Annotated in this window: 11 protein-coding genes; 6 read left to right on the top strand and 5 right to left on the bottom strand. The window is 53.2% G+C overall.

All coding sequences use genetic code 11. The features are described 5' to 3' along the window. Positions 1-51 precede the first annotated feature (51 nt). From QM016_RS00110 to tgt, 4 genes are all read right to left on the bottom strand, one after another. The gene (locus tag QM016_RS00110) at positions 52-837 is read right to left on the bottom strand and encodes an MBL fold metallo-hydrolase (RefSeq protein WP_282709733.1); all 786 of its coding nucleotides are present in this window, start codon (positions 835-837) and stop codon (positions 52-54) included. Further along, positions 837-3,242, bottom strand: a complete 2,406-nt coding sequence (locus QM016_RS00105; protein WP_282709730.1) for a bifunctional (p)ppGpp synthetase/guanosine-3',5'-bis(diphosphate) 3'-pyrophosphohydrolase — start codon at positions 3,240-3,242, stop codon at positions 837-839. The genes QM016_RS00110 and QM016_RS00105 overlap by 1 nt, the downstream gene beginning before the upstream one ends. After that, a complete protein-coding gene (recJ, locus tag QM016_RS00100) occupies positions 3,235-6,588 on the bottom strand; it encodes a single-stranded-DNA-specific exonuclease RecJ (RefSeq protein WP_282709729.1) in 3,354 nt (1,117 codons plus the stop codon). Before recJ ends, QM016_RS00105 begins: the two co-directional genes overlap by 8 nt. Positions 6,589-6,759: 171 nt before the next feature. Beyond that, positions 6,760-7,998, bottom strand: a complete 1,239-nt coding sequence (gene tgt, locus QM016_RS00095) for a tRNA guanosine(34) transglycosylase Tgt (protein WP_016477145.1) — start codon at positions 7,996-7,998, stop codon at positions 6,760-6,762. A 229-nt stretch (positions 7,999-8,227) separates the two neighbouring features. Here tgt and QM016_RS00090 point away from each other — a divergent pair, with 229 nt between their 5' ends. The 3 genes from QM016_RS00090 to QM016_RS00080 all read left to right on the top strand — a co-directional run bounded on the left by QM016_RS00090 (position 8,228) and on the right by QM016_RS00080 (position 12,732). Further along, on the top strand, positions 8,228-9,358 hold the full coding sequence (locus tag QM016_RS00090) for a hypothetical protein (RefSeq protein WP_016477146.1): 1,131 nt from the start codon (positions 8,228-8,230) through the stop codon (positions 9,356-9,358). A gap of 191 nt (positions 9,359-9,549) precedes the next feature. Further along, positions 9,550-11,235, top strand: a complete 1,686-nt coding sequence (locus tag QM016_RS00085; RefSeq protein WP_282709727.1) for a DUF438 domain-containing protein — start codon at positions 9,550-9,552, stop codon at positions 11,233-11,235. 177 nt (positions 11,236-11,412) lie between these two features. Then, a complete protein-coding gene (locus QM016_RS00080; RefSeq protein WP_016477148.1) occupies positions 11,413-12,732 on the top strand; it encodes an MFS transporter in 1,320 nt (439 codons plus the stop codon). Between the two features lie 17 nt (positions 12,733-12,749). Here the strand turns inward: QM016_RS00080 and QM016_RS00075 are convergent, their stop codons facing one another. Further along, on the bottom strand, positions 12,750-14,141 hold the full coding sequence (locus tag QM016_RS00075; protein WP_282711433.1) for a M18 family aminopeptidase: 1,392 nt from the start codon (positions 14,139-14,141) through the stop codon (positions 12,750-12,752). Positions 14,142-14,315: 174 nt separating this feature from the next. Between QM016_RS00075 and QM016_RS00070 the strand changes: the two genes are divergently transcribed. From QM016_RS00070 to sdaAA, 3 genes are all read left to right on the top strand, one after another. Continuing rightward, the gene (locus QM016_RS00070; RefSeq protein ID WP_282709726.1) at positions 14,316-15,287 is read left to right on the top strand and encodes a 3'-5' exonuclease; all 972 of its coding nucleotides are present in this window, start codon (positions 14,316-14,318) and stop codon (positions 15,285-15,287) included. Positions 15,288-15,418: 131 nt separating this feature from the next. After that, on the top strand, positions 15,419-16,924 hold the full coding sequence (gene gltX, locus QM016_RS00065) for a glutamate--tRNA ligase (protein WP_282709725.1): 1,506 nt from the start codon (positions 15,419-15,421) through the stop codon (positions 16,922-16,924). A gap of 58 nt (positions 16,925-16,982) precedes the next feature. Beyond that, on the top strand, positions 16,983-18,620 hold the full coding sequence (gene sdaAA / locus QM016_RS00060) for an L-serine ammonia-lyase, iron-sulfur-dependent, subunit alpha (RefSeq protein ID WP_282709724.1): 1,638 nt from the start codon (positions 16,983-16,985) through the stop codon (positions 18,618-18,620). Positions 18,621-18,623: the final 3 nt, after the last annotated feature.

Below are 18,623 nucleotides of genomic sequence, written 5' to 3'. Positions count from 1 at the left end.
TGCGCGCTTGTCTTGCGAAAGAAACGTTTTTGCAAGAGTTTTCACTCGTTTTTACGAGAGAAACGGATTTTGTTCAATCTCTTGAGCCAGTTCGGTCTGCGCACCATGCCCCGGAAGAATAAGAGACGTAGGATCAAGCTCATGCGTCAGGCGATACAAAGATGCTGCCAGAATCGTTGCGTCTCCCCCTTCAAGATCTGTCCGACCAACTGAACCTTGAAAGAGCGTATCTCCAACAAAAACGGCTCCTTTTGCCGTGCCGCCACCCACAAGGCAAATGCCGCCGGGCGTATGGCCGGGCGTTTCCATGACGCGAAACGTCGCCGTGCCAATTTCAAGCGTATCCCCTTCCGCAAGATACCCGTCTGGATTGGGAGCGTCATCATATACAGGATTGCTTTCAGAGGCGTGGCGAGCGCGCTCGTCATCTTCTTGATTGATGAGATAGGTTCCACCCGCAGCCAGCTTAAGAGTCTTTACGCCCCCTACATGATCGGCGTGTCCATGCGTTGCTACAATATATTTGAGATTGAGACCTACAAGCTGCGAGGCAATCTTGGCTCCTGAAGCGCCCGGGTCAATGACCATGCAGTCATCGCCAGATATATACACATAACAGTTCGTTTCAAGCGGACCAACGCGAAAAACGCCTACTCGATCATGATGATGCCCGCAACCACCGCAGCAGCCTCCACCATGGTGATGCTCCTCATGGCCGCCGCAGCAAGAACCCTCATGACCCTCGTGGCCGCCGCAGCACTCATGTTCTTCTCGGTGCCCGTGCTCTTCATGTCCACCACAGCAACCGTGGCCGCTCATCTGAGTGGATTGTGCCATCAACCTCTCCGTTTCTTCATTTGATTAGCGCCTTCACCAGGCATAATACGGCGCGCGTCATAAACTGAAGGTACAAGCGCCACGGCCGCAAGAAGCGTATCCAGAAGGCTGGCGTCAGAAATGGCCACCAAAAAGCGCATGCGCACAATGCCCTGACCGCCGACTTGCGTTGCCGCGGACAGGATGTTCGCGCCTGAATCCGACAAGGCTATGGTGATGTCTTTCAGCAGGCTTGTGCGGTCGGTTGCTTCCACAACAATCTCAACACGAAACTCGGTCGCGCCGGACGTATCCCATGCGACGTCGATAATTCGGTTGGCGTTTTTCTCGGTCAGAAGGTCGCGCACGTTGGGACAGTTTGCGCGATGCACCGAAACGCCGCGCCCCCGGGTTACAAAGCCAACGATATCGTCTCCCGCGACAGGATTGCAGCAATGCGCAAGATGTACCAAAAGATCGGAATCTCCCTGTACCACCACACCGCAATTGTTGCGCTTGCGCTTGTTGTCACGAGAAGTCCGAGAAATGGCATAGGCGGTCGTAAGCGGCTTGTTCTGCAGGAGCGCCTTTTCTTTGGCGGCGCGCTGTTCGCGTTCGCGCTCCGCCTGCGCAAGCGCTTCAGGAGTTCCCTCTTCGAGAATTTCGCTGACCTTGTTGACTACCTGCTTAATAGAGCACTTGCCCGCTCCGATGCCGGCAAACAAATCATCGACCGTATGATAGTCGAATTGCTCAATCACCTTGGCTAGAGCCTTAGTGGTACGCATGGTTGAGATGCCGTATCCGCGCTTGCGCAGCTCTTTTGCAAGTTCCGAACGACCGCGTTCGGTATCGTCAGACTTTGACGCTTCCGCGAAATACTTGCGGATCTTAGCGCGAGCAGATGGCGTTTGTACAAGCGTCATCCAGTCGCGAGAAGGACGCGCGTTTTTGTTGGTGAGTATCTCAACGCGGTCGCCTATCTCAAGCGTATGCGTAAGCGGAACGACCGATCCGTTGACCTTAGCGCCAACACAATGATTGCCGACTTCCGTGTGGACTGCATACGCGAAATCCAAGGGCGTCGAATTGCGCCGCAGACTAATAACCTCACCTTTCGGCGTAAATACAAAGATCTCGTGTTCAAAAAGGTCAACGCGAAGATCATTGAGAAATTCATGCGGATTGTCGATATCGTCTTCAACCGCCCAGTCAAGACTGCGGCGAATCCAGTTGATAGTCGAGTTGACCATACGATCTTCAGACGACATCTGACCCTTGGAATTGCCTTCTTTCTTATAGAGCCAGTGCGCGGCGATACCGTATTCGGAAGCCTCGTGCATCTCAGCCGTGCGAATCTGAATCTCAATGGGACGCCCATCGGGACCGATGACTGTAGTATGCAATGACTGGTACAGGTTTGCCTTAGGCGTAGCGATATAGTCCTTAAAGCGGCCGGGCAACGGATGCCACAGTGAGTGCACAGCTCCGAGCACCGAATAGCAGTCGCGCACCGACTGGGTGATGACGCGCAAAGCGATAAGATCGTAAATGTCGGAAAACTCCCGACCCTTACGCACCATTTTTTGATAAATCGACCACAGATGCTTGGGGCGTCCGGTAATCTGGAAGTTTTTCAGACCAACAGAGTCCAACTCATCCGTAAGCGTTTTGATTGCTGCGTTGGTATCGTCCTCGCGCTGCGCGCGGGAATCCTGCACCATGCGAGCAATGCGCTGGTATTCTTCGGGCTCAAGCCAGAAGAAAGACAAATCCTCAAGCTCCCATTTTACTGATGAAATGCCAAGACGGTCAGCAAGCGGCGCGTATACGTCCATGGTTTCGCGCGCTTTGAAAAGACGTCTGTCGGGAGCCAAAGCCGCCAGCGTCCTCATATTGTGCAGACGGTCAGCGAGCTTAATAATGACTACGCGAATGTCCTTCGACATGGCGAGAAACATTTTTCTGAGATTCAACGCCTGCTTTTCGTCCATAGAGGAGACCTCAATGGAGGTAAGCTTGGTGACGCCATCGACAAGTTCAGCGACCTGCTCGCCAAAACGCACCGTCAACTCTGACAGTGTGGCAGACGTATCTTCAACGGTGTCATGCAAGAGGGCAGCGCAGATAGTATCTTCATCCATGTGGAGATCTTGCGCCAATATGAGCGCCACCTCAACCGGATGATTGATGTAGGGTTCTCCGGAGCGGCGGCGCTGGTTTTTATGGTACTCAGCGGCAAAACGATAGGCATTGTTGATCTTCTCGCAAGATTCCGGAACGAGATAGGTGCGGCAAGCATTTTCAAGCAGCCTGAAATTATCGGCGCCAGGAACAGAACGAGTCTTTGCAGCTGTCGCTTCTTTGCTCTGTCCTGCCGATGACCTCTGCTCTACATGCTCATGCGGAGTCTTTTGTTCACCCATGTGAAACATCCTCCCCTCCGTCAACCTCTTCACCAAAATCAGGAAAAATGGGCTTGTTCACAGCACCGAGCAACTCGTCCGGTGACGCGGAAAGCGCCCATTGCGCAAACGCCTCAAACGATTCCCGCGTTTTCAAGCCTTCAGCATATCGAGTTGAAGCATACAAATCCATAGGTGCCGCTACAGGATTCATTGAAATGTTACGCTTTGCGTCAAAGCCTTGCAAAGTAAGAAAGCCAAGTTCGCAAAAGATGTCAAGCGCGCAGGCGACGCTGTTTGCGTCAGCTTTGCACCGCGGCTCAATCTCACAGGCACAAGAGGCTATCTCTTCATCTGACGCCTGAAGGGTTGAGCTGGTCTTTTGTGCGCGGCGGAACAGCGTCATAAGCGCACGGTACACCGGTATGAGCGCGGCGCGATCCGGCGCGAAAGATGACAGAATGCGTTCGTTAATGCGCATGTCATGAGCACCAAAGAACAGGTGTATATGGGCAGGCTGTCCGTCACGACCGGCGCGGCCACTTTGCTGATTGTATGCGACACGTCCGAACGGCAGATGGTACAAGACAACATGGCGGATGTCGGCGACATTGATACCCTCACCAAACGCGCTGGTTGCCACAACACATGTAACTTCTCCCTTTCTGAACGCGCGCTCGACGGCGGCGCGTGTTTGACGAGACAGTCCTGCATGATAAAACGCGATTTCATACCCCATGTCAGGGATAGCATGACGGAGCATACGGCAGATTGACTGCGCCTGTTCGCGGGAATTGACGTATGCGACGCACTTCTCGCCAGAAGCGACAATACAGGTAAGAGCCGCTTCTCTGTCCTGTATTTCGCGGGCGTCCCTCAGACGAAGATTGTCTCTGACTGTCGCGTCCTTGATGACATAGTTTTCAGAAATGGCACAAAGGTGGCAGATAGTCTTGGCGGTATCGGATTTCGCGGTTGCGGTAAGAGCCAGAACCTGCGGATGCTCAAGTTGCTGCAAGATGAGAGGCATCTTAGCGTAGGCATGGCGCCCTTCCGCTGCCGCCTGACCAATATGGTGAGCTTCATCGATAACCACAAAACCAACGCGTTTTGCTTCGGCGAATTCCGCTCCATGAAAGGAGAGGAACTCCGGTGTCGTCAGAATGACATCGACAGAACCTTCTGCTAACGACCGGAAGATCTTTTTTCGGTCGTCCTGCGCGGTTTCACCGGTAAGGGTTGCCGCCGTAACGCCGAGCGTCGCAAACGCGCTCTCAAAATGATACGCCTGATCGTTTACGAGCGCCCGCAGCGGATATACGAATAAGCTTGCAGTATGGGCGAGAAGCGCTCGGCGGACCGCATGGATATGAAAAATGAGAGACTTTCCCCTACCCGTTGCCATAACACACAAGGCAGAGTCTCCCTCATCCAATACGTCAAGCGTTCTTTTTTGTGCCGGAAGAAGCGAGGCGTTGCCAATCAACAACTGACGAAGCGTATCGGTGAGTTCTTGCGAGCCAAGCAGCGCAAGTTCCGCCCGTCTCTGGACACCCGCGTTTTCCTCTTGAGCCGTACAGTTTGTATCCGGTACAGATGTAACAAGAGCACGCTCGTCTGTAGATAAAAAGGATCCTCGTTCAGCTGGATTTTGAGAATCATCCCGGTAGAGGATGTCTTTTACCATGAGCTTTGGCTTGGTGCGCCCCTGCCACGTTTCACTGACAGCTTCAAAAACCAGGTCAACCGCGCCGTCATATTCAGATGCGGCTTCAACATGGGGAGCCCTGAACATAATGGAAGCCACTGAGGAGGAACCGTCAGTTGCCATAAACGTAAGATGCACTCCTGCCGCGCCAACGCGATTACGATTGCGCATAGAAACGCCTTGTACAGCAAAGAGAGGTTTCTTGTTACCTTGTCCAAAGGGTTGAAGAGCTTCGAGAGCCTCAATGGATGAGACGTTTATCTCGGAGAGCTTGACTAAGGCAGTCACTTCTCCCGTTAATTCAAATTCGTCTTCCGGAAGACGGGCGAGAACCGCAGATAAGCGACGGCGGAATTCATCGAGCTTCTCGGCTTGTATCGTAACGCCAACGGCGCCCTGGTGCCCGCCAAAACGAACAAGCAAATCAGAGCACTGCTCGACCGCGTGAAAAAGATCAACCGAGCCGATGGAGCGGCCGGAACCGCGGGCTATCCCGTTGTCAATGGTAAAGAGGATGCAGGGTACATGGTAGCGATTGACCACACGGGAGGCGACAATGCCTTTGACACCCTCATGCCAGCCTTCGCCTGCCAAAACGATGGCGCGGCCGCCGTCATAAATCTCTTTTGCCTGCAGAAGAGCCTCTTCAGTCAGCTGGGACTCAATGGTTCTGCGGTCGGTATTGATCTCTTCAAGCTTGCCTGCAAGCATGGCCGCTTCTTGAGGATCCTCAGACAACAGCAGGTACAGCGCGAGTTCTGTAGAACCCATGCGCCCTGCGGCGTTTAGTCGGGGGATGATAGAAAATGGAAGACTGTCGGCGGTCATCTCTGCTATGTTTTGGTTTGAGATGGCCGCAAGAGCCACGAGACCCGGTCTCTTGCCTTCGCGTATCCGACTGATACCGGCCGCAACAAGCGCGCGGTTTTCTGAATTCAGAAGCATCATGTCAGAAAGAGTTCCCAGCGTCGCAATATCAAGATAGTCTTTCCACAAATCAGGCTTCCCCAGGCGCCGTCCCAACTCTCCTACGAGCTTGAGTGCCACACCCGCACCGGCAAGTTCTCGAGAAGGACAGTCGGCTGTCAGCTTGGGATCGGTCACCGGCACCCCTTGGGGCACGAGTTCAGCCGGCTCATGATGGTCGGTGATGGCAACATCGACGCCGCGCCTTTGGAGCCCTTCAACTTCTGCGGCTGCGGCAATTCCATTGTCGACGGTAATAATAAGGTCAGGGACTCCATCGGCAAATACCCGCTCAAGCGCCTTGGAAGAAAGACCGTATCCCTCGCCAAAACGATGAGGAATGTAGGGCCTGACCTCAGCGCCAAACGTGCGCAGCGCCAGCGTCAGAAGGCAGGTAGAACTCATGCCATCGACATCAAAATCCCCGAATACCGCAATACGCTGATGTTCTTCGATAGCCTTTTGTACACGCGAGGCGACCTCATCCATGCCAGGAATCGTGAGTGGATCAAGCCAGTCTCGTTCGAGCTGAGGCGTCAAAAACGCCTGAGCCGCTTCAACCGTAGTAAAACCGCGCGCAACAAGAACGCGCGCCACCAAAGGGCTGACGGAGAGCTTCTGAATAAACTCCTGCTCAAGTTTGGAATCTTGGGGCAGGATATTCCAACGGGAACTGGAAGTAATATTAGCCATGCGCGACGCCCCATTTCTCTCTAAGGGTATCTGCGCCTGGGATTGTCGGCCAGGTAACGGGATGCATACAAGCCTTCTTTAGTCATGGCGGCATAAGCCAGCCCGGGGCATCTTGGACGCCCGCACGTGTTTATCGCTCCCTATTGTACCCGCACTGCCAAGCTCACATTGTCAGAAGTCTTTAACTGCGCCCGACTCCAGCCATTTTGTCACGAATTCACCATAGTTCCCCGCAAGGATAGACTCACGCGCACGGCGCATAAGATCAAGCAGGAAATAAATGTTGTGCATCGAGAGCAACTCACCGGCGAGCATCTCATGCTGGCGTACCAAATGATTAAGGTAGGCGCGCGTATAGCCTCCCCTGCAGACCGGGCAGCTGCACTGATCATCAAGAGGGTCTGCGTCATGAGCGTATTGGGCGTTCTTCAGATTCATGCGGCCGCCGTATGAAAACGCTGTGCCCATGCGAGCCGTCCGTGTGGGCAACACGCAGTCAAACATATCGATACCCGCAGCCACACCGCGTATCAGCGTTGTCGGATTGCCAACGCCCATGAGATAGCGAGGCTTAGTGCGTGGCATATACTCCGCGCATAAAGGTTCAAGCGTTTCAAACATCACCTTATGCGGCTCTCCTACGGAATAGCCGCCGATACCATATCCGGGAAAATCTCCCGCCTGCTCCAGGTGCTCAATTGAACGACGGCGCAAATCAAGGTGCATACCACCTTGCACGATTCCAAAAAGCGCCTGGTCCGGCCTTGTATGAGCATGAAAACAGCGATCCGCCCACAGGCTGGAAAGTTCAACGGAACGCTCAACCTTACTGCGTGACGACGGGTAACCTACGCACTGATCAAGCTGCATAACAATATCTGCGCCGAGATTTTGAGCGATCTGCATATTGGTCTCCGGCGTCCACCACGACCAGGCGCCGTCATAGTCTACCGCGCGAAACTTCACACCTTCATTTGAGAGCTTCATAAATTCCTCGTGCGAAAATACTTGAAAGCCGCCGGAATCCGTCAGAATTGGCTTGTTCCAGCACATGAACGCGTGGAGACCCCCCAACTCTGCAATAAGCTCATCGCCAGGCCGCTGGCTTAAATGGTAGGTATTGGCGAGCAAAATCTTGGTTCCCAAGCTCTCAACAACGCCGGGCAAAAGACCTTTGACCGTCGCCTTCGTGCCGACCGGCATAAAGATAGGCGTGGGAATATCTCCATGTGGCGTATGGAAAACGCCGGCGCGCGCGTGCGTTGTCGGGTCTTCAGCAAGCACATCATAGGTAAACCATGCGGGGTCTTTCTCGGAAGCCCACAGCTCTTGATGTACACACTGCACTTCCGTCGTAAACCCGGATTTTTTTTGGCCCTTAGCAATCTTTTGTACGTTGGTGGTCGGCATATATTCCAAAATCCTTACTCATAGACAGCACGGCGAGAAGCACTTCTCGCTGTAAAAGCATAGCGTACTATGTCTTGCGAGCGGCGCTCAACGATCCTTCACACTCAAAATGGTTGCAGCGCGCTATGATGTAACTCGTACGATACGAATACCTTGCAGATAGCAGCAGTGTAGAGCACGTTGTGTCACGCAAAAATAACAGTGTGTCATTGCTCACGTAGGAGGCTACATGAAAAAATACGTCCTGAGGACTCTTAAAGTCTTGCTTGGCCTTGGTATCACCATCGCACTCGTTTTTGGCGGATATCTTCTGTACCTGCAGCTTAACTACTATCGCATCCCTGACAATACATCGATTGCCAATGACGGAGCCTCCCCTGCTACTACCCGTGTCGAGGTTGGAAAAGAATACACCGCGTCAACGTACAATATTGGATTTGGCGCCTACACTCCCGACTATACCTTCTTTATGGACGAGGGCATTATGGCTGACGGAACGCGCACTAAAGGCGAGCACGGCCGCGCAGTCAGCAAAGATTCCGTTGAGACATGCACCAAAGGCGCGCTTGACACTGTTGCCTCACTTCATAATGGGACGGCTCCCGATTTTATGCTCTTTCAGGAAGTAGACAGAAACTCTGACAGGAGCTATCACGTTAATCAGGTGCAGGCGACAAACTCAAAGTTTTCTGAGGACGCCTCCTACTACGCGCAAAACTTCCATACCGGCTTTCTTGCCTACCCGATTCCTGAATTCCACGGAAGCGTGGACGCGGGTCTTATGACCCTCTCTAGCGTAGCAGCCACAGAAAGCACACGGCGTAGCTATCCTGTTGACCAGTCATTCTTTGCAAAATTCTTTGATTTGGATCGTTGTTTTATGGTCACGCGTTATCCCACCGATGACGGACACGAGCTGGTACTTATCAACTCGCATATGTCCGCTTACGATGCCGGAGGCACCATGCGTGCCAAACAACTTGCCATGCTTCGGGATATTCTTACCGAGGAACGAGCCAAGGGCAACTACGTCATCGCTGGCGGCGATTGGAACCACGCGCTTGCAGGTTCCCTTTCTTTGTACCCATCCGACCAACAAGTCCCAGATTGGGTTGCTGAGCTCAAGGATTCCGACTTGCCGGAAGGATTCTCCGTAGTTAAAGCCGATAATCTGGCCGACGTCCCCAGCTGCCGCGGTGACGACATTCCCTATACCAAAGGACACACCTACACCACCACAGTTGACGGCTGGATTGTTTCCGATAACGTGAAAGCACAGGCAGAAAACATTGATACAGGCTTTGCCTACAGCGATCATAATCCCGTGCTTTTGCGCTTCACACTTGGAAAGGCTGCGTAACAGGCAAAAAAGAGCGATATCTGTCAAATCCTCTAAAATGTTGTAATTACAACGTTCTTCTCGGTAAGAATCTGCCAAACTGCTCCTCGATAAAGTAAACCGGAGTAGACTTTTGCGTATGGCTCTATACGATTCTGCTTGCACGCTGTAACCGATAGCCGCCTGCCTCAAGTCACTCGAAAGGAGTACACATGAGCAATGTTTTGGATCTGGATAAGTCCGTCTATGAGATTTGCACGGAGTTTCCTGTCATCAAAGGCCTTATGGCCGACAACGGATTTAAGGAAATCACCGAGCCCGGTCGTCTGCAGACGATGGGTCGCTTTATGACTATCCCCAAGGGTTGCGCTCATAAGGGCGTCGATCTTGAAGAACTCAAAAACGTTTTTCGCGCCCATGGATTTGTCATTAAAGGAGATGAGGACGTAGCGGATAAAAACAATCTTGGCTCATCCGTCGTCGCGGCCGCTAAAGCCACCGCGGCCTTTGTCACCGGCGCCAGCGAAAAAGACGGCGCTGACACCGCTGGTACCGCCGAGGCGCCTCTCGCAGCAAATGACATCCCTCTCGCCAAGACTCCCGAAGAGCGCAAAGCTCTCATCGCCCAATACCTGGAGCGCCTAAATGACGGTGAAGATATTGAAAGCGTTCGCGAGGACTTTGCCCGCAACTTCAAAGACGTTTCTGGCGGCGAGATTTCCACTGCTGAGCAGGAACTTATCGCCGGCGGTGTCCCTATGGAGAAAGTCCTTCGCCTCTGTGATGTTCATGCGTCGCTCTTTGAAGGCCATGTTTCTTGCGTATCTACCGGAGCCGCTGAAGAAACGCCCGGTCATCCCATATGGACCATGCGTCAGGAAAACGAACGCATCATGTCGTTCATCAATGACCGCGTAAAACCCGATGTCAGACGAGTCCGTACACTAACCGACACCGCTTCCGCAGATGAGCGCAGTGGCATCGTCGCTCTTTTGAAAGCCGATATAGCAACTTTCAGCGAGGTGTTCATTCATTACAAGCGCAAAGAAGAGCTGCTCTTTCCCCACCTTGAGCGTCACGATATCACCGGACCCTCTAAAGTCATGTGGGGCAAAGACGACGAGGTAAGAAATGCTGTACACGGCGCCGAAGCTCTGCTTGAAACCGCTTACGGCACATATGACTCCCAGCTTTTATCAGGTGTAGCCGACTATCTTGACGAAGCCGTTGAGGACGCCGAGTCTATGGTAAGCAAGGAAGAAAACGTTTTGATTCCGCTCTCCCTTGAGCATCTCTCCGCGACGCAATGGACTCAAATTGCCGCAGAGGAAAATGAGTTCGGTCACGCCTTTGGCGTCAATCCTCCCGCTTGGCATGCAGACCCGCTCGAGCTTGCAAACGACAAGCTCAAAGAGATGGAAGCCGTGGCAAGTGGCGACTACGCGGACAATCGCTCAGAGGAAGCCTCTCATGCAGCTACATCGCCAGATGGAACGATTCGCCTGTCCACGGGTGAGCTCACTCTTGCTCAGCTTGAAGGCATTTTTGCGACCATTCCTCTAGATATTACCTTTGTGGATGCCAACGATAAGACCCGCTACTTCAGCCATGGAGACACCCGCGCCTTCCCGCGTCCTAAGAGCTGTCTTGGTCGTGATGTGTATGACTGCCATCCGCCTAAAAGCCAAGAAGTTGTGCGGCGAATCTTAACTGAGTTCAAGAGCGGCAAGCGCGATGTCTCAGAGTTCTGGTTCAAGGCCGTGGGAAAGTTTCTGTACGTCCGCTATTTTGCCGTCCGTGATGATGCGGGCAACTACCTCGGCGCTCTTGAGACCACGCAAGACATCGGACCCATCAAAGCGCTCGAAGGAGAAAACCGCCGCGGATCTGACTCATAAAAAGCGGCGCTGACGTACCAGGCCGCTCCCGCTCCAGCGCATAAAGCATCAGCACGTTTTTGAAACGAACTATGCCTCAGCTACACGTACACGCCCTTCTCGCTATATCTTTGGCGAGAAGGGCGTTTGGACAATCAGGTACAATAGCTGACAAAATTACCGAGCAAAAGGATTGCTATGTCACAACCCACAGCCACGCCCCGCCACGGGCAAAACTATGCGTATGCCATTGTGGCGGCATGCGTCGCCATCATGTTTTTTCCCTGCGCAATCATTCTGACGTGTTTTGGCATATTCATTACGCCGGTCACTCAGTATTTCAACGTACCGAAAGTCAGCTTTTCACTCGTCTTTTCCGTTATCTGCCTTACGATGATGATTGCCCTTCCCATCACGGGTCGGCTGCTGAAGGCGCACAGCATGCGCATGGTTCTCACGATAGATACGCTCCTTTGCGGCCTTGCCTACGGCACCATGGGACTAGTACAGTCAGTCTGGCAGCTTTACGTTTGCGGCGTCATCATCGGAATTGGTTTGCCAGGCCTTATCTTTTTGGCTGTGCCGACACTCATAGGCAACTGGTTCTCAGAGCGAGTCGGCTTCTTTATTGGTTTTTGCTTTGCCTTTACCGGTATCGGAGGCGCTCTTTTTAACCCCATTGGGTCAGCTCTTATAGCAAGCGGAGCCGAGGGATGGCGCATGTGCTATTTCATCTTCGCCGCAATCATTCTCGTATGTACGCTGCCCTTTACCTTCTGTATTGTCCGCGACAGGCCTTCCGATCTTGGGCTTCTTCCTATGGGGTCAGGTGAGAAAAACGCTGATAGCGTCGATGCTAGTGCCAGTGTCAATGCCAGCACCAACTCGTGTGCAAAATCAACCCTTGATGAAGGTATTCCGGCAAACAGGGCTTTGCGCATGCCGGCCTTCTTTATGATTGGGGCATTCTACGCCCTTATCACGCTCAATCAGCAAATCTCACAATTTTTCCCCAGCTACGCCGCTACATTTTCCGATACTGCGCCTGAGATTGCCGCTGCCGGTGGCCTTATCGCGGGCGCCGTCATGGTCGGACAAGCCCTTGGGAAGGTAGCACTCGGAGCTCTAAATGACAAGTCGGAAAAAGTCGCTTGTTACGCCGGCATCTTCTGTGGTATTGCCGGTCTAGCGCTGCTCTGGATCAAGATAGCCTCATTGCCTCTCATGCTTGCGGGGGCTTTTCTCTTTGGCGTAGTGTATGCCATGACTACCGTTGAGACGCCCATCCTGGTTCGCGCGGTCTTCGGTACCAAGGACTATACGCTCATCTACTCTCGAATCGCTGTTGTCAGCTCGCTTATGTCGGCAATCGCTTTGGTGGTATGGAGCCTTATCGTTGACGGTTCGACTGCCGGCTACGATATCCTTTTTGTCCTTGGCTTTGCCCTCATGCTCAGCTGCCTGGTTCTTTCCCTATTCGCGCTTAGAGGGGCGCGTTGGGTACATCGCATGAGGTGATTAAAACAGAACATGTACTACGATATTTTTATGCTATCCGCTTCGGAAATGACAATATCAGCATCATAGAATGCCAGAAGAGCCTGTATTCCCAAAGCTGTATCGCGCGACCCTGTCGTCTCAAAGACTGAATGCATGGCAAGCTGAGGCAGTCCTACATCAATGCCGTGCATGCTCACTTGTATATTTGAGAGATTGCCCAAAGTCGAACCGCCCGGCATGTCGCTACGATTAGCAAAGACCTGGTAAGGTAGGTTACGAGCTGACAGTATCTCCTCAAAAACAGCACGACTTACCGCGTCCGTACAGTACGACTGGCGGGCAGCCTCCTTAATGACAATGCCTCCGTTAAGTCTGCATTGGTTGGTGCTATCGTACTTCTCGGGATGAGCCGGATGCAGCGCGTGAGCATTGTCACAGCTCACCAACATTGAAGCTGCAAGAGCACGATGAAAATCGTCTTCGCTCAAGCCAAGCGCGCTGTTAATGCGCACAAGCGTGTCACGTAAAAACGTAGACATGGCTCCTTGCTTGGTATTGGAGCCCACCTCTTCATTATCAAAGCAAGCGTAGACGGAAATATCTGAGTCGTTATCAGATGCAAGAAATGCCTTCAACGCGGCATAGGCGGACTGCAAATCATCCAGATGCCCTGCGGATACAAACTCATCCTTGTAACCCCAGATACGTCCACCGGTATGATCAACGAGGAAGAGGTCGAATGAAAGGACATTGCTTGCGTCAACTCCCGCCTCCATGGCAATCATCTGTCTGAATGCACCTTCAGACAGCTCGCCAACCGAGAAAAGCGGCATGAGATCGACAGCTCGATTAAGCTCAGGAGCCAGTCCCGACTTACGATCTAAATGGATTGCTAGGCTGGGAATGAGGGCAATATCTCGTTCTATAGTAATCAGGCGTGACTCAATCTTGGAACCACAACGTACCAGTACGCGACCAGCAAGACCAAGCGGTCTGTCCAGCCAGGTATGATCAATCATGCCTCCATAGGCTTCCACAGAAAGACGCAGGGTATCTTGTTCACCCTTTAACTCAGGCACCGCTTTCACCTTATAGGAGGGAGAGTCGCCGTGAGCGACGGCAATCTGAAAATGATACGGCGCGGTGCCGTCAAAATCATCAGCTTTGTCAAACTTCTCGCCAACCTTCCATGCGATGACAGAAGAATTATTCCGCACGGTAAGGTACCGGCCACCGCGAACAACCTTCCACGCAGCGCCCTCGGGAAGATAGACGTAGCCAGCCGCCTCAAGATGTGCACGCACGGTTGTTGCAGTGTGAAACATTGAAGGGCTTCGATCGATAAACTCAAGCAAATCACGAGAAACTGCGAGGTCTTCTTTTGTCACAGACAACAAGGTCACTCCTTCAAAGTTGTATATTCGCATTAAGCCTAGCATGCAATCAAACATAATCATAGCTTTTGCGTGACAGGCGAGAAAATCATCAAGCTCGTACGTTTTCGACGTGCTCATGCACTACCCTAGTATCTGACAAAAAATTCGCGATGTACGCGTGCACCCGATTTCGTGGGCGCGATACTCCACAGTAAGGCAGGTACCATGGAACTCAGTCAGGCAATCGAACACGCCAGTGCATACTTGATACCAGGGTTTTTGAACGATGACGCCGCACTGACCGCAGAGCGTCTCAAAAATGAAGACGCCCTTAAGACACTGCTTGATGCCTGGAACGCGGCTCCAAAGGACAGCCTTCCGTTCTCTTTTGACCTCGTGCGTCAGCTCGCCGACCGTAACCGCGAGGTCTGCGACCTGTACGGCGCCGAGCGTCTGAGAAACGCCAACGGTGTGTCACTCGCGCGTGGACTCACCACTGAAGATACTGCGCGAGGTGTAGCAAAACTGCAGCATCGCCGTGAGGCTGGCGTCATGAAGACTGCCGGACCCACGCTTACCGACCTGACGCTCGCCTACCATGAAAAGCCGGTTTCAGGAACCGTTTTGGGTATCGACATTGAGACGACGTCTCGCTTTCCCGATCAGGGTTACATCATCAATGTTGGGTTTGAGTTCTGGAATCTTGGTCCTCAGACGGTACCGGTTAACCCTCATACAGCTTATTTCGGAATGCCAGAGTTCTACCGCGAGAAGGGCGTACCTCTGACAGAGATTCACCATATCACCTGGCAAGATCTTGAGGGAAAGCCGACATTTCGCTCAAACAAAGCCGCTCAAAAGGCGCTGCTGACTGTGATGAAAAAAGTTCCCTTCATAGCGCATAACGCCGCTTTTGAAGATTCCTGGTTTATGCTGCAGATAGATGGCTATGCGGAAGCTCGCAAAGAAGGTAAGATTATCCCTATCGATACCCGTGAGATCTGCCGCCGCCTTGATCCGGAATTTCGTTCTCTTCTCCCCGCGTCACGACCCGCAAGCCTTGAGAACTGGGCACGACGCCGCGGCACGCTTGCGGCAAACGAAGCTGAACGGCACCTTGGTCTTGATGACGTTGACCTCATGATTCGCACCGTTCAGGCTGAGTTTAACGAGCGCAATATGTTTGGAGCCTCATAATACATTGAAATCGCTGGAGCTATATACTTACATAGTTGTCTAGTATTGAGTAGTTTTTATTTCATGGCCAGCCATGTATCTTTGGCCCTTCGGATTGCCTACCCCGAAGACGCCGACTGTTAGGAGGAGTTTTGTCCCAAAATAAACAGGTCCGCGTACGCTTTGCTCCCTCGCCCACCGGAAAACTGCATATCGGCGGCGCTCGCACCGCTATCTATAACTGGGCCTTTGCCCGCGCCAATAACGGTACCTTCATTCTGCGCATCGATGACACCGATCCCGCACGTTCCACTGACGAGAATACGCAGATCATCCTGCGTGCCATGCGCTGGCTTGGTCTTGACTGGGATGAAGGCCCCGATAAGGGCGGTGACTTCGGACCGTACGCTCAAACCGAACGCCTGGAGATCTACCGTAAGGCCGCACACACCCTGCTGGCAAAGGGCAAGGCATATCCGTGCTTCTGCACGCCCGAGAAACTCGCCGCAGATAAAAAAGAGGCGGAGCAGCGCCATGACCCATTCCAAGGCTATCAGCGTACCTGCAGAAACATTGACCCCGCTGAAGCTCAAGTGCGTATTGAGGCCGGTGAGCCCTACACTATCCGAATCAAGGTACCGCTTGACCGCGGCGATGTTGTTGTTCATGACGCGGTGCATGGCGATGTCACATTCAACGCTCGCGAGCTTGACGACTTTATCATCTTCCGCTCTGACGGTACGCCAACCTACAACTTCGCGACCGTCGTTGACGATGCCATGATGGGTATCACGCACGTCATCCGAGGCGACGATCATCTGTCCAATACTCCCCGCCAGATCATGGTCTACGAAGCTCTCGGCGCGCCGGTGCCTGAGTTCGCGCATATTTCCATGATTTTGGGGCCTGACGGTAAAAAACTTTCCAAACGACACGGTGCCACCTCTGTTGAAGAGTATCGTGACGCGGGATATCTTTCCGATGCCTTCGTCAATTATCTGGCACTTCTCGGCTGGTCGTTGGACGGTGAAACCACCATCGTTCCGCGCGCTACCCTGGCTTCTCAGTTTTCGCTCGACCACGTTTCAAAAAATCCTGCAAAATCAGATCCGGAGCGTCTGAACTGGATAAACGCAACCTATCTCTCAGCCATGGACAATAAAACGTTCTCGACGCACGTTCTCATCCCCGAGCTTATCCGCGCAGGTCTTGAAAACGCTTCCGACACTGAAGCAGATGTCGAAAAGCTCTATACCGCGCGCCCCGCTTGGTATGACCTGCTTTCCGAGATTCTCAAACCTCGCACTACCGTTTCCCCTGACGTTATAGAGAAGGCTCGATTCCTCTACGAAGGAGACGAAGTTACCTTTGACGAGAAGAGCGTCTCCAAGAGTCTCGCCAAGGAAGGAGCACACACGATTCTTGAGGCTGCGCATGCCACGCTCTCACCTGTTTCGCAATGGACTCCCGTACACATTGACGAAGCGCTTGAGATTTTGCCGGAACAGCTTAACCTCAAAAAACGAGTGGTATTTCAAGCAATCCGTGTCGCCGAGTGCGGCAACATGGTCTCTCCGCCACTCGGTGAGTCCATGGCGCTTCTCGGCAAAACAACCGCTCTTATCCGCCTTAAGCGAGCGCTTGCGATAGCCCAATAGCGCGTACGCTTCGTTCTGACATTGCACACGCGCTTCCTGTATATACAAGGAGCTTTCTATGATGACCATGTCTGCGCTTGAGATTTTAGGACCCATTATGGTTGGCCCTTCCTCATCGCATACCGCCGGCGCGCTTCGCATTGCACTGGTAGCGCGATCGCTGGCGCCAAAACCGCTTGCGCGCGTAGAGTTCTTTCTCTATAACTCATTTTCTCATACGCATAAAGGGCACGGCACTGACCAGGCCCTAATTGCCGGCATGCTTGGGTTCTCACCTGACGACGCGCGCGTTCGCGACTCCTTTGCTCTTGCCAAAGAACAGGGTCTTCCTTTTGACATTGTCGAGAAGGGCGACGACGAGAGTCTCCACCCTAATACGGTTGAGGCACGCATGCACGGCGCAGATGAAGCGTGCGTATCGGTCATGGGAGAATCCATCGGTGGCGGACGCATCCGCATCAGCGGCGTCAATGGCGCACGCGTCCGTATGACCGGTGACATGCCGACAATTTTTGTCTCTCATAAGGATACTCCCGGCGTTCTTGCTGCTCTGACGGCCATTCTCGCGGAACAACACATCAATGTTGCAACTATGCGTACGTTCCGGGCAGCGCGCGGCGGTATGGCGTACACCATTTTTGAAATTGATGAGGCGGTATCGGCGCACACGCTCGATCTCTTCCGCAAAACTCCCTATGTGGCTCTCGCGGCTCAGGTCTCTATTCCCGGAGCCGCGCCTACCGTATCGGCCGGTCCGCTCGCAATCAATTTTGACAACGGTGCTGAATTGCTTGCCCTTTGTGAACGTGAGGGTGCCTCCATCGGCGAGGTTATGCGACGGCGCGAGAAGTTTCTCAGACCGGAAGCCGACAGTAAAAAAGAAATGGTTCGCGTGCTGAATACCATGAAAGACGAGGTACGCGACACAATTGAAACCCCAAGAAAATCCATTGGCGGGCTGCTGTATGGGCAGGCACAGGCCGTTGCTCAGAGCGACCCCGCTCTGATTGGCGCTCTCATGGGTCCGGTGCAAACGCAGGCGGTAGCTTTTGCCATGGCGGTGCTTGAGCGTTCGGCGACCATGGGAGTCATTGTTGCGGCTCCTACAGCAGGCGCCTCTGGCGTTGTACCAGGAACTGTTCTCGCTGTGGCAAATCATTTGTACGCAACAGATGACCGGATACTTCTCGCGCTCTGGAATGCTGCGGCTCTTGGCGCTATTCTGACTACCAACGCAAGCGTTTCGGGCGCTGAAGGCGGATGCCAAGCTGAGGTTGGTTCTGCAGCGGCTATGAGCGCGTCAGCCCTAACTGAACTTCTCGGCGGAACCCCTAAGCAATGTCTTGACGCCGCTTCGATTGCCCTCTCCAACCTGTTAGGACTGGTCTGCGATCCTGTGCGCGGACTCGTGGAACATCCTTGCCAAGATCGCAATGCCATCGGAGTGGCTGCAGCTATCAGTTCCGCGCAGCTCGCCCTTGCAAACATCGGCAACCCCATTCCCTTTGACGAGGTTGTCCGCGCCATGGCAGAGGTTGGCGCCGCGCTCCCGGCAACACTCCGAGAAACTGCTAAAGGCGGTCTTGCTGCAGCTCCTAGCGCTCAAACAGCCTGCTCAGCATGCACTGAATGTTTGGCCGCCACAAAAAACGTACTCCATACGAAACGCATGGATATGCCAAACCGTAAAAAGTGATTG

Source organism: Lancefieldella sp. Marseille-Q7238 (assembly GCF_949152215.1).
Lineage (GTDB): Bacteria > Actinomycetota > Coriobacteriia > Coriobacteriales > Atopobiaceae > Lancefieldella.
This window is presented reverse-complemented; position numbering and strand designations above follow the sequence as displayed.